The sequence below is a fragment of the Sporolactobacillus sp. THM19-2 genome, from assembly GCF_004153195.1.
Lineage (GTDB): Bacteria > Bacillota > Bacilli > Bacillales > Sporolactobacillaceae > Sporolactobacillus.
In genome coordinates this window covers 36585-55987 of sequence record NZ_SEMC01000015.1, presented here as the reverse complement: position 1 = coordinate 55987, position 19403 = coordinate 36585, and the positions used below count along the sequence as shown (strand labels likewise).

The window sequence follows — 19403 nt, the reverse complement described above, 5'->3', positions numbered from 1 at the left end:
CCCACGTGTTACTCACCCATCCGCCGCTCACCTCAGGGAGCAAGCTCCCCTCTGTGCGCACGACTTGCATGTATTAGGCACGCCGCCAGCGTTCGTCCTGAGCCAGGATCAAACTCTCCAAAAAAGTGTTGCTTCTTCCGGATCCCTTTCGGCATCCGGGTCAGTCTTTTTCGTTCATCAGATCCATAGCAAATTGAATTGATCAGGGGATAAACCCCTTAAATCACGCTTGGCTTTTGTTTAGTTTTCAAGGAACATTCTCTTCGCCGCTTATCTCAGGCGACCTAAATAATTATACTTTGTTATCTTCATGTTGTCAACACTTTTTTTAAAATCAGAATGTCGACGCATGCATTTCTGAAAGACAACAATAATGATTATACCAGCTGATTCTTTTTTGTCAATCATTTATGCCCATTCTATAATATTCCTTATTTTTCCACACCGTAAACATCGCTGCACGTCCACATATTCAGGCAGGCCTGGACATAGAATGGTACAAACATCAGGAACGGGGTGGATAGCTCATGTTATGGGTTGTGAACGGAAAGAAGCTGAAAAACCTGTTTTTCATTATTATCGCTGCCTTTTTTGCGGCTCTGATCCTGTTTGTCCAGAAACAGGAATTGAGCGTATTCACGCCAGTTAAACAATCCGGTGCCCTGGCCAAAGTTGAAACGAAACAGAAACATCTGGCACTGACGTTTGACAGTAACTGGGGTGACAGGCAGATCGGGCTGATTTTAAAAACATTGAAAGACGAGAACGTGAAAGCTACTTTTTTCTTCTCCGGTGAATGGGCGGAACGTCATCCTGAAATCATCAGAAAAGCCCTTAAAGACGGCCACGAGGTTGAATCGCACGGAATGAGACATGAAGATTACACGCAGCTTGATATTGAAAAAGTCAGGCGGGATATGCTTTTCTCCGGTGCAACACTCTATAAAACAGGTGGCACAAGACCCGTGATGATTCGCCCACCCTACGGAAAAATTAATGAGACTGTCTTACAGGCAGCAAAAAGTCTTAACCTGCAGCTTGTTCTCTGGAGTGTCAATCCCCAGGATGAGATGAATCCAGGCTATAAAGAGATTGTCCACAGCATTCTGAAAGATGCCGGAAAAGGGGATATTATCCGGCTTCATGCTTCCGATTCAGCAAAACAGACCTATCGGGCATTGCCCTTCATTATTCGTGAACTGGAAAACAGAGGGTATACCTTTGTCACTGTTCAAACCCTGATGGCTGACGGGAAGTCCAGCCATCGGTTGCTTGACTGATCCGATCACTCGGCGCGTTCCGTCTTCTCAGCCTGCTTCTGTAACACTTTCGTTATCGCATCTGACAGCTCCTTCTGAAACATGGGACCCGCGACCGTCTCCTGAAGGATCTTCTCCATTTGTTTACGGAATGGTTTGGTTTTCTGCAGTTCAAGATAGCCCTTCTGCAGTTCGGGATCCTTCAGAATGTCAATCATCATGCCCTGATAATCAGGATCCTTCATCATTTTTTTTAGCAGCTGTTCATTCTCCTTTTCCATCGTCTTTGCCAGCTTCCGGGAAAAGTCGGGGTCTTCCAGGAGTTCCTGCCAGACTTTGTGTCCTTCATCTGTTGTCAGCGTCTCAATAATGGTCTGTTTTACCGTCGTATCATTCATGACGACTGCAGATCTCAGTTCTTTGTCCTGCAACATTTCTTTCAGCGTGTCTCTGCCTTCATCGGTACGCAGCATATCCAGTACCATCCGTTTGCTGTCTTTATAAGTGGACGTCTCTTCTCCGCATCCGGACAGGATGATAAGGATAATAGCTGAGAAGACAATCACTGCTTTCTTTATCATGAACATGGCCCTCCTCACACATCCACCGTTAATATGTGAGGATCCCGCTACTTTATTCTCTGAGTATAAAAAAAGAGACACTCAATGGAGCGCCTTTTCTATTCAGCCATTGGATGATTCCACTTTCCGAAGAATTTTTTCAGCTATTTTGTCATAAATCCCGGCAACAGGGTCATCCTTGAAATAAACACCCGGGGCAAAAATTTCCGGATGGGGATCAGGCTGACGGAGGGGTAATCTGCCCAGAAGATCAGTCTGCAGAAGATCACTGAGTTTGTCACCGCCACCCTGGCCAAAGACATGTTCTCTTTCCCCGGTTTTTCGACTTTCAAAATAAGACATGTTTTCAATGACACCCAGAATCTCGTGCTTCGTTTTTACAGCCATTTGACCCGCCCGGGCTGCGACAAATGCGGCTGTCGGATGCGGTGTTGTCACAATAATCTCTTTAGAATGCGGAAGTCTGCTGTGCACATCCATGGCGACATCACCCGTACCCGGCGGAAGATCAAGAATCAGATAATCCAGATCGCCCCAGTCAACATCATGGAAAAAGTTATTCAGCATTTTTCCGAGCATCGGCCCGCGCCAGATCACAGGGGAATTGTTTTCTACAAAGAAACCCATGGAAATCACTTTGACACCAAAACGGTCGACCGGAATAATCCGGTTATGCGCCACCGCCGGTCGATTTTCGATACCCATCATGTCAGGCACGCTGAATCCGTAAATATCGGCATCCAGGAGTCCGGTTTTTTCCCCTTTTCGTGCGAGCGCGAGGGCCAGATTGACGGAAACCGTTGACTTGCCGACGCCACCCTTACCACTTGCGACAGCAATAAAAACCGTCTTATTTTCAGGGGAAAGCAGTGTCGGTGCTTCCCTGGGAAATCCACCGAGTGCTCTGATCTCGTCTTCACTGAGTTGTGTAAAACGCATGCCGACCGATCCGGCTCCCGCCTCTTTCAGTTTCGATGAGATTTCAACCTGAATCTGCATCTGTTTGACACGATCTGCCTTACTCAATGCAATCTTCATACTGACAAGGTCCTCTTTAATCTTCAGCTCACGCAAGGCACCTGTCTCCATCAGATTTTTATGTAAAAAAGGATCCTGAACGGTCTTCAGTACTTCTTCGATCTTTTGCTGATCTATCATCGATATTCCAGTCCTCCCGTGTCATCGTTTTCATATCCAGTATACCAGACATCTGTGTTCATGACGTGAAAAAAGGCCGGAGTATTTACTCATCAGCAGGTGTTTTTTCAGACGTGAAATAGCGCATAATCCCCTGGCTGATGGCATGTGCCGCCTTCCTCTGATAATTTTTCTGAATCAGCAGATGACGCTCATCCGGGTTAGATAAAAAACCGACCTCAACAAGTGCTGCAGGAGGGGCGGCTTTTTTTAACAGATACACGTGGCCGATCGGTCTGGCATAGCGGTCCGTATTGCCCAGATTCTTCTTCAGCGAGTCCTGAATAAACCGGGCGAACTTCTGATTTTTTATCGACTTCGGGTGATAAAAGGTCTGCGCACCGCGCCAGCGGGCAGAAGGGATGGCATTCATATGGATACTGATGAACGCATCCGGACTGGATGTCTGGATCAGTCTGGCACGACGCATCAGATCCTGCGTTTTATGGCGTCCGGTATAATCTTCATCCGACAGGTCTCTGTCGCTGTCCCGGGTCATGATGACAAGAGCCCCTGCTTCCTGAAGATAGTTGCGGATATCCCGGGCAATGGCAAGCGCGATTTCTTTCTCTTCGGTTTCACCGCCGACTGCACCGCCATCTGGACCACCATGGCCGGCATCAACCACAAGCACACGTCCGGAAAGTGGCAGATTCCATGCCTTCCAGGTGTGCATACTGGTGATCAGCCAGCCGGCGGCCACAATCACGGACAATGCACCAACAACCAGTATCCCCGCCAGCCACTTCCGTCTCATTTGCCCTGCCCCCTTGTCCTGCTTTGTCTCTTGGACATGTATATGGGCAAAATCGCCTTTTATGACGTGCTTAATGTAATTTCATTCTCAGACGTTTCACGGATAAATCAAAACCGTCCAGCCACCATCCATGCAAAAAGGTTCTGCATGCCTGATCAATCCCGCGCAGTTCTTCCGGATCGGTTGACCAGAAACGCCAGAAATCAAAGAAATCTTCATGCAGCATATCGAATTTCGGTTGACTCCGTTCAAATACCACCTCTTCCCGTTCACCATAAAAACCGAAGCGCCCCATCGATGAGCCCAGCAGAAAAGATTCAAGCGCGTATTCTGCGCACATCTCCATGGCCATACTGCTGCCCGTAGGCAGAGCACTCAGATACCGATCGAAAGTATGATGAATCGCGCTCTGGATCTTCTCAAAGGAGAGATCCTGAAGTGCCCGCCTCTCTGAATGTATTTGTTTATCCCGCTTCTTTTTCTGAAAATCCATAACAACAGCCATCAATTTTCCCTCCTTTCCCTTTATCATCCGACGGAGTCGCGATTTTAAAACGTAACAGCTTTTGCCATCCCTTTATCCGGCAAAAGTTCGTTTTGGAAAATTTACCGGTAAGTGGCAGGTGCCGACAGAAGCTTCGTTTTTTCCGATCCTTTTCGCAAAAAATTTGTACTTTCTTTAAAGGTAAAAAAAAATAAGCCCGGTAAACGGACTTATAGAAAAATGAAACTAAAGAGAGTATTCCACTACTCACTTATGACGTTACACTTTTCGACTATATGATCGCGGATTTTGTTAAATTTCACATGAAGAAAAACGTGTCGACCGGCAGGTCATGAATTTAGCCGGAGCCTTACCTTATCTGTAAAAGCAAAAACTCCCGGGTAAAAACCCGGGAGTTGCAAAACATATATAAACAGATCAGCGTTTTGAGAACTGCGGTGCGCGACGGGCGCCCTTGAGTCCGTATTTTTTACGTTCTTTCATTCTCGGGTCACGGGTCAGGAAGCCTGCCTTCTTCAATACCGGGCGATATTCCGGATCTGCCTTCAGAAGCGCACGGGCAACACCATGACGGATCGCACCGGCCTGGCCGGTAAATCCTCCGCCTTTCACGTTAACCAGCACGTCATATCTTCCTTCTGTTTCTGTTGAAACAAGAGGCTGTTTCAGAATCGTGCGCAGTGTTTCAAGGTTGAAGTAGTCATCCGCATTACGGCCATTAACGACGACTTTTCCGTCACCCGGGACGAGCCTGACGCGGGCAACTGAATTCTTACGACGGCCGGTACCGGTATATTGTAATTGTGCCATTCTTATTTCCCCCTCCTTATCCACGAAGTGTGTAAACTTCAGGTTTTTGTGCGGCATGCGGATGTTCCGCGCCTTCATATACGTGCAGTTTCAGGAACATTTTGTGTCCAAGACTGTTGTGAGGAAGCATGCCCTTAATGGTACGTTCGAGCATTTCCCTTGAACGCGTCTCACGCATTTGCTGGGCTGAACGGGCCTTAATGCCTCCCGCAAAGCCTGAATGACGAATATACTGTTTGGTCTGCAGTTTTCTGCCTGTCAGACGAATTTTTTTCGCATTAATAATAATCACATTGTCACCGACGTCCGCATGAGGCGTATAAGTCGGTTTATTCTTGCCGCGCAGTATCGCTGCGACCTGGCTTGCAAGGCGGCCGAGAATCTGGCCGTCCGCATCAATAACCAGCCATTTGCGGTCAGCTGATGCTGTTGTAGCCATATATGTTGTACGCACTACTGTTTCCTCCCTGATTACATTCATATTCTCTCAGCGACCCACAACCGCTTAGAGCCGGAAATGATCAATTTCCGTTTCCGTTCATGATTCTATTTGATCCAATATATTTTGGGGCTAATAGTGGTCAAATCAGAAATGCCGAAGTATATTTTATAACACACAGACTTGATTGTCAATCACTGATAATTTTTCGGGAGAAAGAATTAATAGATCACCCGCCACAATGTCAGCCCATGAGCAGGTGCCGTCTTTGACGCTGCCTGCCTGTCTTTTCCTTCAATGATTCGGCCAACGCTCTCCGGTACCCGTGCATGCAGACCGACATCCAGAAGTGTCCCTGTGACGATCCGAACCATCTGGTAGAGAAAACCGCTTCCGACGATACGAATCACGGTCTCATCAGGATCCACAGGGAAAATCTCCAGTTCATAAACCGTCCGGATTTTATTCCTGACGCTTGTATTTGCCGCACAGAAGCAGGAAAAATCATGCGTGCCGACAATATACTGTGCCGCTTCGTTCATTTTCCCAAGATCCAGTTTATCAGGGACGTGCAGGGTGTAAAGTCGTCTGAACAGATCCGGCTGCGGTCTGGTCAGCAGACGATATCTGTATTCCTTTTTCCTGACATCATACCGGGCATGAAAAGACTCCGGTACCCGTTCCGTCCTGAAGATATGGATATCTTCCGGCAAAAGGCTGTTCAGCGCCAGCGTCCAGTGATCGGTCGGAATCTTAAGCGGACTGCTGAAATGGAAGACCTGACCTTTCGCATGAACGCCCCGGTCCGTACGCCCCGAGGCTGTGATTTTTATCTGGCTGCCATGATGCATTCGGGAAAGGGCCGACTGAATTTCGCTCTGAACGGTGCGTTTTTCCGGCTGCACCTGATAACCATAGAAATGCGTTCCATCATAGGAAACCGTGCATTTGAGTTTATCCATTATGTTAACCTGCCTTCAGCTTCGGACAAGAATCAGTACGACAGTCAGTAAGCCGAGCAGGACCATCAGTTCCGTGTCCCGGTGCCCCCAGCTCAGTTTATGAAGCCGCGTCCGCCCGGCCTCCCCGTGATAGCCTCTGGCTTCCATCGCCATCGAAAGGTCTTCAGCTCTCTTAAACGCACTGACAAAAAGTGGGACGAGCAGGGGAACGACCGCCTTCATCCGGCTTTTCACGGAACCGCTGGAAAAATCAGAGCCGCGGGCAGCCTGCGCCTTGATAATCTTCTCCGTTTCTTCCAGAAGTGTTGGAATAAAACGCAGTGAGATCGACATCATCAGAGCAAATTCATGGACCGGAAACTTCAGCTTTTTCAGTGGCCCAAGTAAGCTTTCCATGCCATCCGTTATTTCTATCGGCGAGGTCGTCAGAGTCAGAAGAGTCGTCATGATAATAATCACTAAAATTCTGATGGAAATAAATATCGACTGGATTAGTCCATTAAGATAAATATGAAACCAGCCCAGGCTGAACAGGAGCGGTCCTCCCGTCGTAAAAAAGAGGTTCAGGAAAAAAGTCAGGAGAACGATGAAAAAGACGGCCTTTAGTCCCCTGTAAATAAATTTAAACGAGACTTTCGAGAAAATAATCCCCGCAACACAGAAAAGCAGCAATAATCCGTTAGTGACCCAGTTATTAGCCAGAAAGACAATGATGACAAATAAAAAAATGGAAATCAGTTTTGAACGCGGATCCATCTGGTGGATAAATGACTTCAGCGGAACATATTGTCCGATCACAAGATTAAACATGGTCAGCGCCTCCATTCAGAATCCGGATAACCGTATCAGCCGTTTCATTGAGTGTGAATACCGGACCTGTTTTTTTCCTGCGGCCCATTTTTTGGTTCAGCTGATCCAGAAACAGCATGGTCTGCGGGGCGTCCAGTCCGGCCTGATGCAGCTCCTCTTCCCTGGAAAATACGTCTTCAGGTTTCCCGTCCATTATTTTCTTCCCATGATTCATCACAATCACCTGATCGGAATATAAAGCGGCATCGTTCATATTGTGTGTGACCATAATAATGGTTGTTTTTCTCTCTTTATTCAGTCCGAGAAATAGCTGCAGAATCTCCTCCCGGCCCCTCGGATCAAGGCCGGCTGTGGGTTCATCAAGAATGATTGCCTCGGGGTGCGCTGCCAGTACACCTGCAATAGCCACGCGGCGCATCTGGCCTCCACTGAGATCGAACGGTGACCGTTGCCAGTATGGGGAAGGAATACCGACCCGTGTCAGACTTTCTTCTGCTCTCTTCACCGCTTCGTCCTGCGGCACACCGAAGTTTATCGGCCCAAAACAGACATCCTTGATGATTGTTTCATCAAACAGCTGATGTTCCGGATACTGGAAAACAAAACCCACTTTCGCTCTCAGAGTCCTGAGATCCTGTTTCTTTTTATCTGCTGTCAGGTTATACGAACCAACGACCACTTTCCCCGAAGAAGGTTTGAGTAATCCGTCGATATGCTGGACAAGAGTAGATTTTCCTGATCCAGTTTGACCGATAATGGACGTAAATGAACCGGACGGGATACGAAGATTAATATCATCCAGGGCTTTACGCGCAAACGGTGACCCCGGGTTGTAGATGTGGTTTACTTTTGTGAACGTAATGTCCATAATTCATTCACCAACTCTTCCTGGGTTAATGCATGATCCGATAAACCGACCCCTTTTTCCCTGAGCAAATTCCGCAGCTTTATGGAAAAGGGCAGATCAAGACCGATTTTTTCCAGCAGTTCCGGTGTCTGGAAGATCTCACGCGGACCACCTTCCCGGATCATTCTGCCATTATTCATCACAAGCACACGGTCCGCGTAGATCGCTTCATTCAGATCGTGAGTAATGGATAGTACGGTGATTCCGCGTGTTCTGTTCAGGGTTCGCATCGTCCTGATGATTTCTCTTCTGCCCTCAGGGTCGAGCATAGAAGTTGCTTCGTCAAGAATGATAATCATCGGCTGCAGGGCAACAATACCGGCTATGGCCACACGCTGCTTCTGTCCTCCGGAAAGCCGGTGGGGTTCCTGACTGGCGAACTGATCCATCCGGACCAGTTTAAGCGATTCTTTAAGCCTTTTAATCATTTCATCACGCGGAATCCCATGGTTCTCCATTCCAAAAGCGACATCATCCTGCACCGTTGCGCCGACAAACTGGTTATCCGGATTTTGAAAAACCATACCCACTTGTCGCCGGATTTCCCAGATTGCTGATTTATCCCTCGTATCATAGCCACCGACATGGACCGTCCCTTTCTGAGGAAGGAGCAGCCCGTTCAGGCATTTGGCCAGTGTGGACTTACCGGATCCGTTGTGACCAATGATGGCCAGCCATTCACCCCGATTAACCGAAAAACTGACATCCTGCAACACCCATGGGTGATCTTCTGTATATTGGTAAGATACATTGTCGACTTTAATGATTTTCTCCATTACACGCTCGGACTCCCCTCATCCTGTTCTTCTCTATGTACCGGAAATGTCTGGACGACACCTCCAGACGCTCATCTCATCATCTCGGCCGAAGAAGAACCTGGTAAAGCCAGGACCCTCTGGCACCGGCTGAGCCATTTGCAGTGTAAAAAAAAGGCAGAAAACAGGTCCCTCTCGGAGCCATGCCTCTGCCCGTTGTGTCTGGTACATTATTTTACCAGTTCGATAATAGCCTGTTCCGCACCATCGCCCTTGCGCGGACCTGTTTTAAGAACACGTGTGTAACCACCCTGGCGTTCTTCATAGCGTTTTGCTATGTCATCGAACAGCTTTTGAAGCGCATTCTGACCGGATTCCTGGTCAGCCACTTCTTTACGGACAAAAGCAGCCGCCTGACGACGCGCATGAAGATCACCGCGCTTAGCCAGCGTAATCATCTTCTCAACGATCGGCCTCAGTGCCTTAGCCTTAGCGTGGGTTGTCTGAATCCGTTCATTAATTATCAAATCGGTCGTCAGATCACGGAACAATGCCTTCCTCGCTGCCGAGTCCCGGCCCAGTTTTGCATATGCCATGTACCTGTACCTCCTTTTTTCAACCTGGTTTCTTCTTTTTTGCGCAAAAAAGAGAAATATTGACTTGATCACCGTCTGTTATTCTTCAACTCTAAGTCCAAGCCCAAGTTCATTCAGTTTCTCTTCCACTTCTTCAAGAGATTTACGGCCGAGGTTTCTGACTTTCATCATGTCCTCTTCTGATTTCTGAGTCAGTTCCTGAACTGTGTTGATCCCGGCACGCTTCAGGCAATTATAGGAGCGTACGGAAAGGTCAAGTTCTTCGATCGTCATCTCAAGTACTTTTTCTTTTTTATCTTCTTCTTTTTCAATCATGATCTCAGCGGTCTGAGCCTGATCAGTCAGTCCGACAAAAATATTCAGATGTTCGGTCAGAATCTTTGCCGCAAGGGATACAGCTTCTTCAGGGCGAATACTGCCGTCTGTCCATACGTCAAGCGTCAGCTTGTCATAATTGGCTACCTGACCCACTCTTGTTTTCTCTACCTGATAGTTTACACGCTCAATCGGTGTATAAATAGAATCGACCGGAATGACACCAATTGGCAGGTCCTCAGATTTGTTCCTTTCAGCAGGAACATATCCGCGACCTTTTTTTGCCGTCATTCTGACATGAAAATGCGCGCCCGCATCAACATGCGCGATCTCCAGTTCCGGATTCAGAATCTCAACATCACTGTCGTGAATAATATCAGCGGCTGTCACTTTTCCTTCTCGCTTAACGTCGATTTCCAGTGTCTTTTCTTCATCTGAATAGATCTTCAAAGCCAGCTTCTTGATATTCAGAATGATCGCCGTTACATCTTCTACAACGCCTTCGATAGTGGAAAATTCGTGAAGCACCGTATCAAACTGAACGGTCGTAACAGCCGCGCCCGGGAGGGAAGAAAGCAAAATTCGACGTAAAGAATTACCCAGAGTCGTACCGTATCCACGTTCGAGCGGCTCCACAACAAACTTGCCGTAACTTCCGTCGTCTGCTATCTCAACCGTATCGATCTTTGGTTTTTCGATCTCAATCATCAAAAATGAACCCTCCTTCAAACGTCGAAATCATGGCTCTTCAGGGCCAGAATTTCCCGATTATACCTGTTTCAGGTTTACGGCTCGCTTCTTTCACATATTAATAGCATTATGAACGGATCGCCTTCATGCTATACACGGAGAGATCAGACGCGACGACGCTTCGGTGGACGGCATCCGTTATGAGGAATCGGGGTTACATCGCGGATCGTTGTGACTTCAAGGCCCACTGCCTGAAGTGCGCGGATTGCGGCTTCACGTCCGGCCCCTGGTCCCTTGACAGACACTTCGATTGTCTTCATTCCACTGTCCAGCGCGCTCTTGCCTGCCGCTTCAGCAGCGGTCTGAGCCGCAAAAGGTGTCGATTTTTTGGATCCCTTGAATCCGAGACCTCCTGCACTTGCCCATGAGATCGCATTACCATGGGGATCGGTAATTGTAACAATCGTATTATTGAATGTGGAGCGGATATGTGCCACCCCGTTTTCCACATTTCTCTTAATGCGGCGCTTACGCGTACGTTGTTGTTTAGCCATAAATGTTTTTACCCTCCTTCACTTATTTTCTTTTATTAGCCATCGTGCGCTTCGGGCCTTTACGCGTACGAGAATTATTCTTTGTGTTCTGTCCACGGACAGGAAGTCCGCGACGATGACGGATACCTCTGTAGGATCCGATTTCAATCAGTCTCTTGATATTCAGAGAAACTTCGCGGCGCAGGTCACCTTCCACACGATAGTGGTTAACGACTTCACGAATACGTGTCTGTTCTTCTTCAGTCAGATCGCGTACACGTGTATCTTCAGAGACCTTTGCTTCCGCCAGAATCTTCTTCGCTGTTGTCAGACCAATACCATAAATATAGGTCAGAGAAATAACGACTCTTTTTTCTCTTGGAATATCGACACCTGCAATACGAGCCATGCGTTAAAGCACCTCCTTTTCAGCCTTGTCTCTGCTTATGCTTTGGATTTTCGCAAATCACCATGACAACGCCCTTACGACGCACAATCTTGCACTTCTCACACATCTTTTTAACTGATGGTCTGACTTTCATCGATGAAACCTCCTTATTTCATGCAGAGCATCTTCTGATTATTTATGTCTGAACGTTATACGGCCACGTGACACATCATAAGGCGACAATTCAACTGTAACCTTATCACCGGGAAGAATGCGAATAAAATGCATACGAATTTTGCCCGATACATGTGCCAGTATTTTATGACCGTTTTCCAATTCGACACGGAACATCGCATTCGGTAACGGTTCAACTACGGTGCCTTCAACTTCAATGACATCTTCCTTAGCCATCGGCTGACTCACCCTTCCTGTTATTACTGAGTCTGCCATCCAGATAATGTGCGATGGCAAATCTGAGTTTTCCATTTGTTACGCGTCCTGTTTCCTGCAAGCTCTTCTGAACTTCGACAGATACATACGATTGAAGATCAAGATGGCTGATGTTCTTCTTTTTTGCATGATCAAACTTGCGACGGTTACCATCCGCAATTTCAACGTAACGGTCGTCAATAAGTTTTACAATGACAAAAAAAGAACCGGTCTCTTTCCCCCTTAATACCTGGACAAGTTGTCCGGGGACAGGCCGAGGAGCCTGATCACTACCCATCAATCATCACCTTCACTTAATGCTTTGTCAAGATTTCATGCCCATCGTCCGTAATAACCAGCGTATGCTCAAAATGAGCACATCTTTTTCCGTCCTGTGTTTCGATTGTCCAGTCGTCATCTCCAACGATCCAGATATCTCGCGTGCCCTCATTGACCAAGGGTTCAATTGCCAGCACCATTCCGGGTAACAGGACCGGACCCTGACCGGGTTTCCCATAATTGGGTACATCGGGTTCTTCATGGAGATGACGACCGATGCCGTGGCCGGTCAACTCATGAACTACTGAATATCCGTAAGACGCCACACAGGACTGAACCGCATAGGATATGTTCGTCAGACGGGACCCCGGACGGGCTTCTGCCATACCGTTGTCGAGTGCAGTTTCTGCTGCTTCAAGCAGTCTGCGATCTTCTTCGGCTATGTGCCCTGCCGGATATGTCCAGGCAGAATCCGCATGAAAGCCTTCATACCGGGCACCAATATCAATCGTGATGATGTCTCCGTCCTGCAGGATACAGGAACCGGGAATTCCGTGCGCCAGCTGATTGTTAACGGATGTGCAGATGCTGTTGGCATAACCGTCAAAACCTTTGAAAGATGGCTCTGCTCCGGCCTTTCTGATCAAGCGCTCTGCTAGCAGGTCGAGCTCAATCGTAGAAATCCCCGGACGTATTGCCTGTTGCAGTTGATTAAGTGTATCAGCAACAATTTGTCCGGCCTGACGAATTTTCTCAATCTCGCTCTCAGTTTTCAGTTGAATCACTCAGCCTCCGACTCCAGAATCTGCGAAATATCCTTGAATACGGCCTGAATGGACTGATCACCGTTCACCGTCTTTAACACATTCTTCTTTTCATAGAAAGAAACAAGTGGCTCCTGCTGCTTCATATTCACCTGCAGTCTTTCATGAACCGTGGCCGGGCGGTCGTCCGAACGCTGCTTCAGAGCACTGCCGCATCTGTCGCATATGCCCTCTTGTTTCGGCGGGTTGAAAATCAGATGATAACTTGCTCCGCAATTTGGGCAGACACGACGTCCCGTCAGACGGGCAGCAAGTTTTTCCGGATCCACATTGATATCAAGCACCGCATCGATCTTTCTTCCGCCCTCAGCAAGCATCTCATCCAGTTTTTCAGCCTGCAAGACGGTTCTTGGAAAACCATCCAGCAGAAACCCTCTGTTGCAATCTTCCGCCGACAAGCGTTCCCGGACAATACCGACAGTCACATCATCAGGAACCAGTGCGCCTTTATCCATAAAGGACTTCGCTTTTTTCCCGAGTTCTGTTCCGTCTTTGATGGCCTGTCGGAACATATCACCTGTTGATATATGAGGAAAACCGAACTGTTCGACAATCCGATCAGCCTGCGTCCCCTTACCGGCGCCCGGAAGCCCCATTAATATCAGATTCATGTCACCACTCCCGACTTGATCTGCGGATCTATTATCTTCTTCGGATAAACCCGTGATAATTTTTCTTAACCAGCTGGCTTTCAATACGTTTCATTGTATCCAGTGCAACACCGACAACGATCAGAAGGCTGGTGCCTCCTATTCTCGCGCTTGCCGGTAAATCGCCAATTTCCCCGAATACGATCGGCAGAAGCGAAATCACCGCAAGGAAAATAGCTCCGAGAAACGTCAGGCGGTACAGGATCTTCGTAATAAACTTCTCCGTGTTCTTTCCCGGTCTGATTCCGGGAATATAGCCCCCCTGCTTTCCCAGATTCTTTGCCATTTTTTCCGGATTCACCTGTACGAACGTATAAAAATAGGTGAATGCAATAATCAGTGCGGCATAAATAATCATGCCATAGACCGTCGAATAATCAAAGATCCTGACGATCCAGTCGGTCACATTATTGCGTGGGAAGAAACGGGCGATGGTCGGTGGCGTAATCATCAGTGAAATAGCGAAGATCACCGGGATCACTCCTGCTGCATTAACCTTAATCGGCAAATGGGCAGGTTCGACGCTGTATGTCTTCGTTCCGACAGTACGTTTTGCATACTGAATGGGGATCTTTCTAATTCCCTGCTGAACGAAGATGGTACCCACAACAATCAGAAGAACAATCACAACAATAGCCAGCAGGCCCAGTATTTCCATAAACGCGTTGGTTGAAGCTTCAAAACGCTGGACATAAATCTGGTTGATTGCTGTAGGGATACGGGCAACGATGCCTGCAAAAATCAGGATCGAAATACCATTTCCTACACCGTAGGCAGTGATCTGATCGCCAAGCCACATCAGAAAAGCTGTTCCGGTCGTCAGAACAGACGCAATGATGAGATAGGTCCAGATATTCGGATTCGCGACAAGACCGGGAAAGTTTGCGTTGAATCCGAAGGACAGACCAAGAGCTTCAATGAATCCCAGCACGATGGTGCCGTAGCGGGTCAGCTGATTCAGCTTACGCCTTCCCATTTCGCCCTGCTTGGACCACTCAGTCAGCTTCGGAACGACATCCATCTGCAACAGCTGAACAATAATGGATGATGTGATGTAAGGCATAACACCCATCGAAAAGATGGAAAAATTCTGCAATGCCCCTCCACCGAATGTGTTAAACAGACCAAACGCGCTGGAATCACTGATATTAATCAATTCTGTATTGATATCCGGAACAGGAATAAATGTCCCAATCCGAAAAATAATCAACATAAGAAGTGTAAATACTACCTTTTTGCGAATGCCTGCGTCCCGCCACATACTGGAAAGCACTTGAAACATCAGATCACCTCAATGTTTCCGCCGGCAGCCTCGATAGCTTCTTTGGCAGAAGCAGAAAATTTTGTCGCTTTCACAGTTAATTTGGCTTCGATCTTGCCTTCACCGAGTATTTTAACACCGTCATTCAGTTTCCTGATCACGCGTGTTTTAAGAAGAAGTTCCGGTGTTACTTCTGTACCGTCTTCAAAACGGTTCAACTTTTCAAGGTTGACAATAGTATACACTTTGCGCGTAGGATTCTTGAAACCCTTCTTCGGCAGCGTCTGGAAAAGAGGCAGCTGACCGCCTTCAAATCCAAGACGAACATTGCCGCCGGAACGGGATTTCTGTCCCTTTTGTCCTCGCCCAGATGTTTTACCAAGTCCTGAACCATAGCCACGGCCCACTCTTTTCCGTGAAAAACGTGATCCTTCAGCCGGTTTTAATTCATGAAGTTTCATCTTGGCACCTCCTTGTTCCAATATACTTACATTAATCATTCAGCTCGCGGACAGATACCAGATGCGAAACCTTGGTGATCATTCCGCGAATAGATGGATTGTCTTCCTGAACGACAGTCTGATAGGTCTTCCTGAGTCCGAGCGTCCTGACTGTTACACGCTGTGATTCCGGCCGGCCGATCACACTGTGTTTGAGGGTGATTTCCAATTTCTTTGCCATTGCTGTTCCCTCCTTAGCCGAGCAGCTCTGCCACAGATTTGCCGCGAAGTTTTGCGACATGTTCTGCACGCTTCAGATTCTTAAGACCTTCGACCGTTGCCCGGACCATATTAATCGGATTATTGGATCCCAGTGATTTAGACAGGATATCACCCAGTCCTGAGAGTTCAAGCACCGCACGGACAGGTCCGCCGGCAATGATTCCGGTACCTTCAGACGCCGGTTTCAGAAGAACACTGCCTGCTCCCGAATGTCCGACAACCTGATGTGGAATCGTTGTATTTACAATCGGCACATTAAATACATTTTTCTTAGCATCTTCAATAGCTTTCCTGATGGCTTCAGGTACTTCGTGAGCTTTACCCTGTCCGAAACCAACGTTTCCTTTTTTGTCACCAACGACAACCAGTGCCGCAAAACGGAACCTGCGCCCGCCTTTTACTACCTTTGCTACACGATTAATCGAAACAACACGGTCTTCAAATTCCGATTTGTTGCGATCTGATTTGTTACGATCACGATAAGCCATGGATTCCCCTCCTTATTTTTAAAATTTTAATCCGGCTTCCCGGGCGCCTTCAGCTACAGCTTCAACACGTCCGTGATAAATATAGCCACTGCGGTCGAAAACGACACGGTCAATACCCTTTTCAGCTGCACGTTTACCTATGATCTCGCCGACACGTTTCGCTGCTGCCACATCACTGCCTTTTTCAAGATCAAAAGCCTTATCGATAGATGAAGAGGAGACAAGTGTGACACCCTTTGTGTCATCAATCAACTGGGCATAAATGTTCTTTGATGAACGGAAAACATTCAGACGCGGACGTTCACTTGTTCCAACAATCCGGTGGCGGACATGCATATGCCTTTTCAGGCGGAGTGCATTCTTATCCTTTTTAGTGATCATGCTTCTATCGCTCCTTTCTCAGTCACATTACAGCCGTCTATTATTTCTTACCTGTTTTTCCTTCCTTGCGACGGACATGTTCGCCTTCATAGCGAATACCCTTGCCCTTGTAAGGTTCAGGGGCACGGACAGAACGGATATTAGCAGCTACTTCACCGACACGCTGCTTATCAATACCCTGGACACTGATCTTGTTGTTGCCTTCTACATTCAGTTCAATGCCCTGTTCCGGAACAATTTCTACCGGGTGAGAATAGCCGACATTAAGAACAAGATTTTTACCTTTAATATTCGCCCGGTAACCAACTCCCACCAGCTCAAGATTTTTGACATAACCTTTGGTTACACCTTCAACCATATTGCTGATCAGACTGCTTGTCGTGCCATGCAGCGCACGATGCTTATTTGAATCATCCGGCCTTTCGACCTTCACTTCATTATTCTCCTGTTTAATGATCATATCCGGATGAAATGTACGGGACAGTTCCCCTTTCGGTCCTTTAACCGTCACATTCTGACCGTCTATAATAACCGTTACGCCATCCGGAATGGCCGTCGGTTTTAATCCAATACGGGACATGAGAACACCTCCATTCTTGTTTCACGCTTACCAGATGTAGGCGAGAACCTCTCCGCCTACATTCTGCTGGCGGGCTTCTTTATCCGTTACAATGCCTTTTGATGTGGAGACGATGGCGATGCCGAGACCACCAAGTACCTTAGGCACTTCGTCAGCTTTAGCATAAACACGCAGACCAGGTTTACTGATTCTCTTAAGGCCTGAAATGACGCGTTCTTTGTTACTGCCGTACTTCAGAAAGAGGCGGAGTACACCCTGTTTGTCATCATCTATATACTCAACATTTTTGATGAAACCTTCACGTTTGAGGATCTCAGCTATTTCTCTTTTGACTCTGGAACCTGGCAGCTCAATCTGCGCATGACGAACAATGTTCGCATTACGAATACGGGTCAGCATATCTGCAATAGGATCTGTCATGACCATGCAAATCGACCTCCTTCCCTATTACTTATTATTTTACCAGCTGGATTTTCTGACGCCGGGAATCTGTCCCTTATGAGCCAGTTCACGAAAGCAGATCCTGCATAACTTGAACTTTCTCAGTACCGAATGAGGACGTCCGCAGCGCTCACAGCGCGTGTATTCCTGCACTTTGAATTTTTTCGGACGGTGTGCGGATACAAGCATCGATTTTTTTGCCAAAATGGATTCCCTCCTTATTGATTATTATTTTGCAAAGGGCATGCCGAGCAGAGTCAGCAGCGCCGACGCTTCTTCATCAGTCTTCGCAGTAGTCACAATGACAATATCCATACCGCGGACCTTGTCTACCTTGTCGTAATCAATTTCAGGGAAAATCAGCTGTTCACGAATGCCAAGCGTGTAATTACCCCGACCATCAAAAGATTTCTTTGAGATCCCGCGGAAATCACGGACACGCGGCAGGGCAACAGTAATCAGTTTATCCAGGAAGTCATACATACGGTCCCTCCTGAGGGTCACTTTGGCACCGATTGCCACGCCTTCACGCAGTTTAAATGCCGCAATAGATTTCTTCGCACGGGTAATTACCGGTTTCTGACCAGACAATGCAGTCAGATCTTCAACGGCACTGTCCAGAACCTTAGAATTATGAACAGCATCGCCAACACCCATATTGATAACAACTTTCTCAATCGATGGAACCTGCATAATCGATGTATATTTGAACTTGTCAATTAATGCCGGGACAACTTCTTTTTCATACTTTTCTTTGAAACGGCCCATGAGTTTGCCTCCTTTCAAAAACAATCAGATCAGTCGATGACTTCGCCTGATTTTTTGGATACACGTACTTTCTTGCCATCTACTATCTTGTGGCCCACTCGCGTAGGTTCATTCGTTTTCGGATCAACGAGCATAACATTTGAAACGTGGATCGGCGCTTCATGTTCCAGAATTCCGCCCTGCGGAGCCGCCTGTGAGGGTTTTGAATGTTTCTTGACCACATTGACCCCTTCAACAACGACACGTTCTTTTGAAGGATAAGCTGTGAGGATCACACCCTGCTTGCCCTTGTCTTTTCCGGAAATCACCTGGACTTTATCGCCCTTTTTCACATGCAATTTCGCCATACTGAGTAGCACCTCCTTTTCCTGAACGTTCAAATTACAATACTTCCGGTGCGAGTGAAACGATCTTCATGAACTGTCCTTCACGAAGTTCACGTGCTACCGGCCCGAAGATTCGTGTTCCACGCGGACTCTTATCATCGCGAATCAGAACAACCGCATTTTCATCAAAGCTGATGTACGATCCGTCTGTCCTGCGCACGCCTTGTTTTGTACGGACGATAACCGCTTTGACAACTTCGCCCTTCTTAACAACGCCACCTGGTGTTGCCTGTTTTACAGAACCAACAATGACGTCGCCGATATTCGCTGTCTTACGTCCGGAACCTCCAAGCACTTTAATGGTCAGTACTTCACGGGCACCGGAGTTATCGGCAACCTTTAAGCGGCTTTCCTGCTGAATCATACAGATGTGACCTCCCTTCGACCCTTAATCGCATAGATGCTGCGATCAGATAATGACGGATTCCTCAACAATTTTAACGAGACGAAAACGTTTATCTTTCGAAAGCGGGCGAGTTTCCATGATTTCAACGATATCGCCGGCTTTTGCCTGATTATTTTCATCATGCGCTTTAAACTTCTTTGAATACTTGACATGTTTGCCGTAGAGTTTATGTTTCTTTGATGTCTCAACCAGAACTGTAATGGTTTTATCCATTTTGTCTGAAACAACACGACCAACCAGAACTTTACGGGCATTGTTACGTGTGTCTTCAGCCATTCATTGAA

The 19403-nt window shown here is 47.3% G+C and carries 32 protein-coding genes and 1 rRNA gene; 1 reads left to right on the top strand and 32 read right to left on the bottom strand.

The annotated features are described in order from the left end of the window. A 16S ribosomal RNA gene (locus EWH91_RS10810) occupies positions 1-124 on the bottom strand; the annotation flags it as partial. A gap of 403 nt (positions 125-527) precedes the next feature. On the opposite strand from EWH91_RS10810, the gene EWH91_RS10805 reads away from it, so the two are divergent. Beyond that, positions 528-1280 (top strand): polysaccharide deacetylase family protein, encoded by a 753-nt coding sequence (locus EWH91_RS10805; protein ID WP_129930052.1) that lies wholly within the window; start codon positions 528-530, stop codon positions 1278-1280. Positions 1281-1285: 5 nt separating this feature from the next. Here EWH91_RS10805 and gerD read toward each other — a convergent pair whose 3' ends face one another. The 31 genes from gerD to rpsQ all read right to left on the bottom strand — a co-directional run bounded on the left by gerD (position 1286) and on the right by rpsQ (position 19395). Then, the gene (gene gerD, locus EWH91_RS10800; RefSeq protein WP_129930051.1) at positions 1286-1840 is read right to left on the bottom strand and encodes a spore germination lipoprotein GerD; all 555 of its coding nucleotides are present in this window, start codon (positions 1838-1840) and stop codon (positions 1286-1288) included. A gap of 102 nt (positions 1841-1942) precedes the next feature. Further along, positions 1943-2998 carry an Mrp/NBP35 family ATP-binding protein gene (locus EWH91_RS10795; RefSeq protein ID WP_129930050.1) on the bottom strand — a complete coding sequence of 352 codons (1056 nt, stop codon included), beginning with the start codon at positions 2996-2998 and terminating at the stop codon, positions 1943-1945. Positions 2999-3083: 85 nt separating this feature from the next. Next, the gene (gene cwlD / locus EWH91_RS10790) at positions 3084-3794 is read right to left on the bottom strand and encodes an N-acetylmuramoyl-L-alanine amidase CwlD (RefSeq protein ID WP_129930049.1); all 711 of its coding nucleotides are present in this window, start codon (positions 3792-3794) and stop codon (positions 3084-3086) included. Positions 3795-3864: 70 nt separating this feature from the next. Beyond that, a complete protein-coding gene (locus EWH91_RS10785; RefSeq protein ID WP_129930048.1) occupies positions 3865-4299 on the bottom strand; it encodes a DUF2521 family protein in 435 nt (144 codons plus the stop codon). Positions 4300-4716: 417 nt separating this feature from the next. After that, positions 4717-5109, bottom strand: coding sequence for a 30S ribosomal protein S9 (rpsI, locus tag EWH91_RS10780; protein ID WP_129930047.1), 393 nt, complete (start codon positions 5107-5109; stop codon positions 4717-4719). Between the two features lie 16 nt (positions 5110-5125). Beyond that, positions 5126-5563 (bottom strand): 50S ribosomal protein L13, encoded by a 438-nt coding sequence (gene rplM, locus EWH91_RS10775; protein ID WP_129930046.1) that lies wholly within the window; start codon positions 5561-5563, stop codon positions 5126-5128. Between the two features lie 206 nt (positions 5564-5769). Beyond that, complete coding sequence (gene truA, locus EWH91_RS10770) at positions 5770-6510, bottom strand: tRNA pseudouridine(38-40) synthase TruA (RefSeq protein WP_129930045.1); 741 nt, start codon at positions 6508-6510, stop codon at positions 5770-5772. Between the two features lie 15 nt (positions 6511-6525). Continuing rightward, complete coding sequence (locus EWH91_RS10765) at positions 6526-7320, bottom strand: energy-coupling factor transporter transmembrane component T family protein (RefSeq protein ID WP_129930044.1); 795 nt, start codon at positions 7318-7320, stop codon at positions 6526-6528. Further along, on the bottom strand, positions 7313-8188 hold the full coding sequence (locus EWH91_RS10760) for an energy-coupling factor transporter ATPase (protein WP_129930043.1): 876 nt from the start codon (positions 8186-8188) through the stop codon (positions 7313-7315). Before EWH91_RS10760 ends, EWH91_RS10765 begins: the two co-directional genes overlap by 8 nt. Next, positions 8164-9003, bottom strand: a complete 840-nt coding sequence (locus EWH91_RS10755; RefSeq protein WP_129930042.1) for an energy-coupling factor ABC transporter ATP-binding protein — start codon at positions 9001-9003, stop codon at positions 8164-8166. Before EWH91_RS10755 ends, EWH91_RS10760 begins: the two co-directional genes overlap by 25 nt. Before the next feature lie 209 nt (positions 9004-9212). Next, positions 9213-9578, bottom strand: a complete 366-nt coding sequence (gene rplQ / locus EWH91_RS10750; protein ID WP_129930041.1) for a 50S ribosomal protein L17 — start codon at positions 9576-9578, stop codon at positions 9213-9215. A gap of 78 nt (positions 9579-9656) precedes the next feature. Next, positions 9657-10601 carry a DNA-directed RNA polymerase subunit alpha gene (locus EWH91_RS10745; RefSeq protein ID WP_129930040.1) on the bottom strand — a complete coding sequence of 315 codons (945 nt, stop codon included), beginning with the start codon at positions 10599-10601 and terminating at the stop codon, positions 9657-9659. A gap of 146 nt (positions 10602-10747) precedes the next feature. Next, positions 10748-11137, bottom strand: a complete 390-nt coding sequence (gene rpsK / locus EWH91_RS10740) for a 30S ribosomal protein S11 (protein ID WP_129930039.1) — start codon at positions 11135-11137, stop codon at positions 10748-10750. A 22-nt stretch (positions 11138-11159) separates the two neighbouring features. Further along, a complete protein-coding gene (gene rpsM / locus EWH91_RS10735; protein ID WP_129930038.1) occupies positions 11160-11525 on the bottom strand; it encodes a 30S ribosomal protein S13 in 366 nt (121 codons plus the stop codon). A 19-nt stretch (positions 11526-11544) separates the two neighbouring features. After that, positions 11545-11658 carry a 50S ribosomal protein L36 gene (gene rpmJ / locus EWH91_RS10730; RefSeq protein ID WP_010024581.1) on the bottom strand — a complete coding sequence of 38 codons (114 nt, stop codon included), beginning with the start codon at positions 11656-11658 and terminating at the stop codon, positions 11545-11547. A 38-nt stretch (positions 11659-11696) separates the two neighbouring features. Beyond that, entirely contained in the window at positions 11697-11915 is a 219-nt protein-coding gene (infA, locus tag EWH91_RS10725; RefSeq protein ID WP_129930037.1) for a translation initiation factor IF-1, read from the bottom strand. Continuing rightward, positions 11908-12231, bottom strand: coding sequence for a KOW domain-containing RNA-binding protein (locus tag EWH91_RS10720; protein WP_129930036.1), 324 nt, complete (start codon positions 12229-12231; stop codon positions 11908-11910). The genes infA and EWH91_RS10720 overlap by 8 nt, the downstream gene beginning before the upstream one ends. Positions 12232-12247: 16 nt before the next feature. Next, positions 12248-12997 carry a type I methionyl aminopeptidase gene (gene map, locus EWH91_RS10715; RefSeq protein ID WP_129930035.1) on the bottom strand — a complete coding sequence of 250 codons (750 nt, stop codon included), beginning with the start codon at positions 12995-12997 and terminating at the stop codon, positions 12248-12250. Continuing rightward, the gene (locus EWH91_RS10710; RefSeq protein WP_129930034.1) at positions 12994-13647 is read right to left on the bottom strand and encodes an adenylate kinase; all 654 of its coding nucleotides are present in this window, start codon (positions 13645-13647) and stop codon (positions 12994-12996) included. Before EWH91_RS10710 ends, map begins: the two co-directional genes overlap by 4 nt. Positions 13648-13678: 31 nt before the next feature. Next, positions 13679-14968 carry a preprotein translocase subunit SecY gene (gene secY / locus EWH91_RS10705; protein WP_129930033.1) on the bottom strand — a complete coding sequence of 430 codons (1290 nt, stop codon included), beginning with the start codon at positions 14966-14968 and terminating at the stop codon, positions 13679-13681. Then, positions 14968-15408, bottom strand: a complete 441-nt coding sequence (rplO, locus tag EWH91_RS10700) for a 50S ribosomal protein L15 (RefSeq protein WP_129930032.1) — start codon at positions 15406-15408, stop codon at positions 14968-14970. The genes secY and rplO overlap by 1 nt, the downstream gene beginning before the upstream one ends. 31 nt (positions 15409-15439) lie before the next feature. Then, positions 15440-15628 (bottom strand): 50S ribosomal protein L30, encoded by a 189-nt coding sequence (gene rpmD, locus EWH91_RS10695; protein WP_129930031.1) that lies wholly within the window; start codon positions 15626-15628, stop codon positions 15440-15442. A gap of 13 nt (positions 15629-15641) precedes the next feature. Further along, on the bottom strand, positions 15642-16157 hold the full coding sequence (gene rpsE, locus EWH91_RS10690; protein ID WP_129930030.1) for a 30S ribosomal protein S5: 516 nt from the start codon (positions 16155-16157) through the stop codon (positions 15642-15644). Between the two features lie 18 nt (positions 16158-16175). After that, the gene (gene rplR / locus EWH91_RS10685) at positions 16176-16538 is read right to left on the bottom strand and encodes a 50S ribosomal protein L18 (RefSeq protein WP_129930029.1); all 363 of its coding nucleotides are present in this window, start codon (positions 16536-16538) and stop codon (positions 16176-16178) included. Positions 16539-16578: 40 nt separating this feature from the next. Then, positions 16579-17118, bottom strand: coding sequence for a 50S ribosomal protein L6 (gene rplF, locus EWH91_RS10680; RefSeq protein WP_129930028.1), 540 nt, complete (start codon positions 17116-17118; stop codon positions 16579-16581). A 27-nt stretch (positions 17119-17145) separates the two neighbouring features. Continuing rightward, entirely contained in the window at positions 17146-17544 is a 399-nt protein-coding gene (gene rpsH, locus EWH91_RS10675; RefSeq protein WP_129930027.1) for a 30S ribosomal protein S8, read from the bottom strand. 33 nt (positions 17545-17577) lie between these two features. Then, positions 17578-17763: a type Z 30S ribosomal protein S14 gene (locus EWH91_RS10670; RefSeq protein WP_129930026.1), complete on the bottom strand. Its 186-nt coding sequence runs from the start codon at positions 17761-17763 to the stop codon at positions 17578-17580. A 24-nt stretch (positions 17764-17787) separates the two neighbouring features. Further along, positions 17788-18327 (bottom strand): 50S ribosomal protein L5, encoded by a 540-nt coding sequence (rplE, locus tag EWH91_RS10665; protein WP_129930025.1) that lies wholly within the window; start codon positions 18325-18327, stop codon positions 17788-17790. A 29-nt stretch (positions 18328-18356) separates the two neighbouring features. Continuing rightward, positions 18357-18665, bottom strand: a complete 309-nt coding sequence (gene rplX, locus EWH91_RS10660) for a 50S ribosomal protein L24 (RefSeq protein ID WP_129930054.1) — start codon at positions 18663-18665, stop codon at positions 18357-18359. A gap of 43 nt (positions 18666-18708) precedes the next feature. Next, positions 18709-19077, bottom strand: coding sequence for a 50S ribosomal protein L14 (gene rplN, locus EWH91_RS10655; protein ID WP_129930024.1), 369 nt, complete (start codon positions 19075-19077; stop codon positions 18709-18711). Positions 19078-19122: 45 nt separating this feature from the next. After that, positions 19123-19395, bottom strand: a complete 273-nt coding sequence (gene rpsQ, locus EWH91_RS10650) for a 30S ribosomal protein S17 (RefSeq protein WP_129930023.1) — start codon at positions 19393-19395, stop codon at positions 19123-19125. Positions 19396-19403 lie beyond the last annotated feature (8 nt).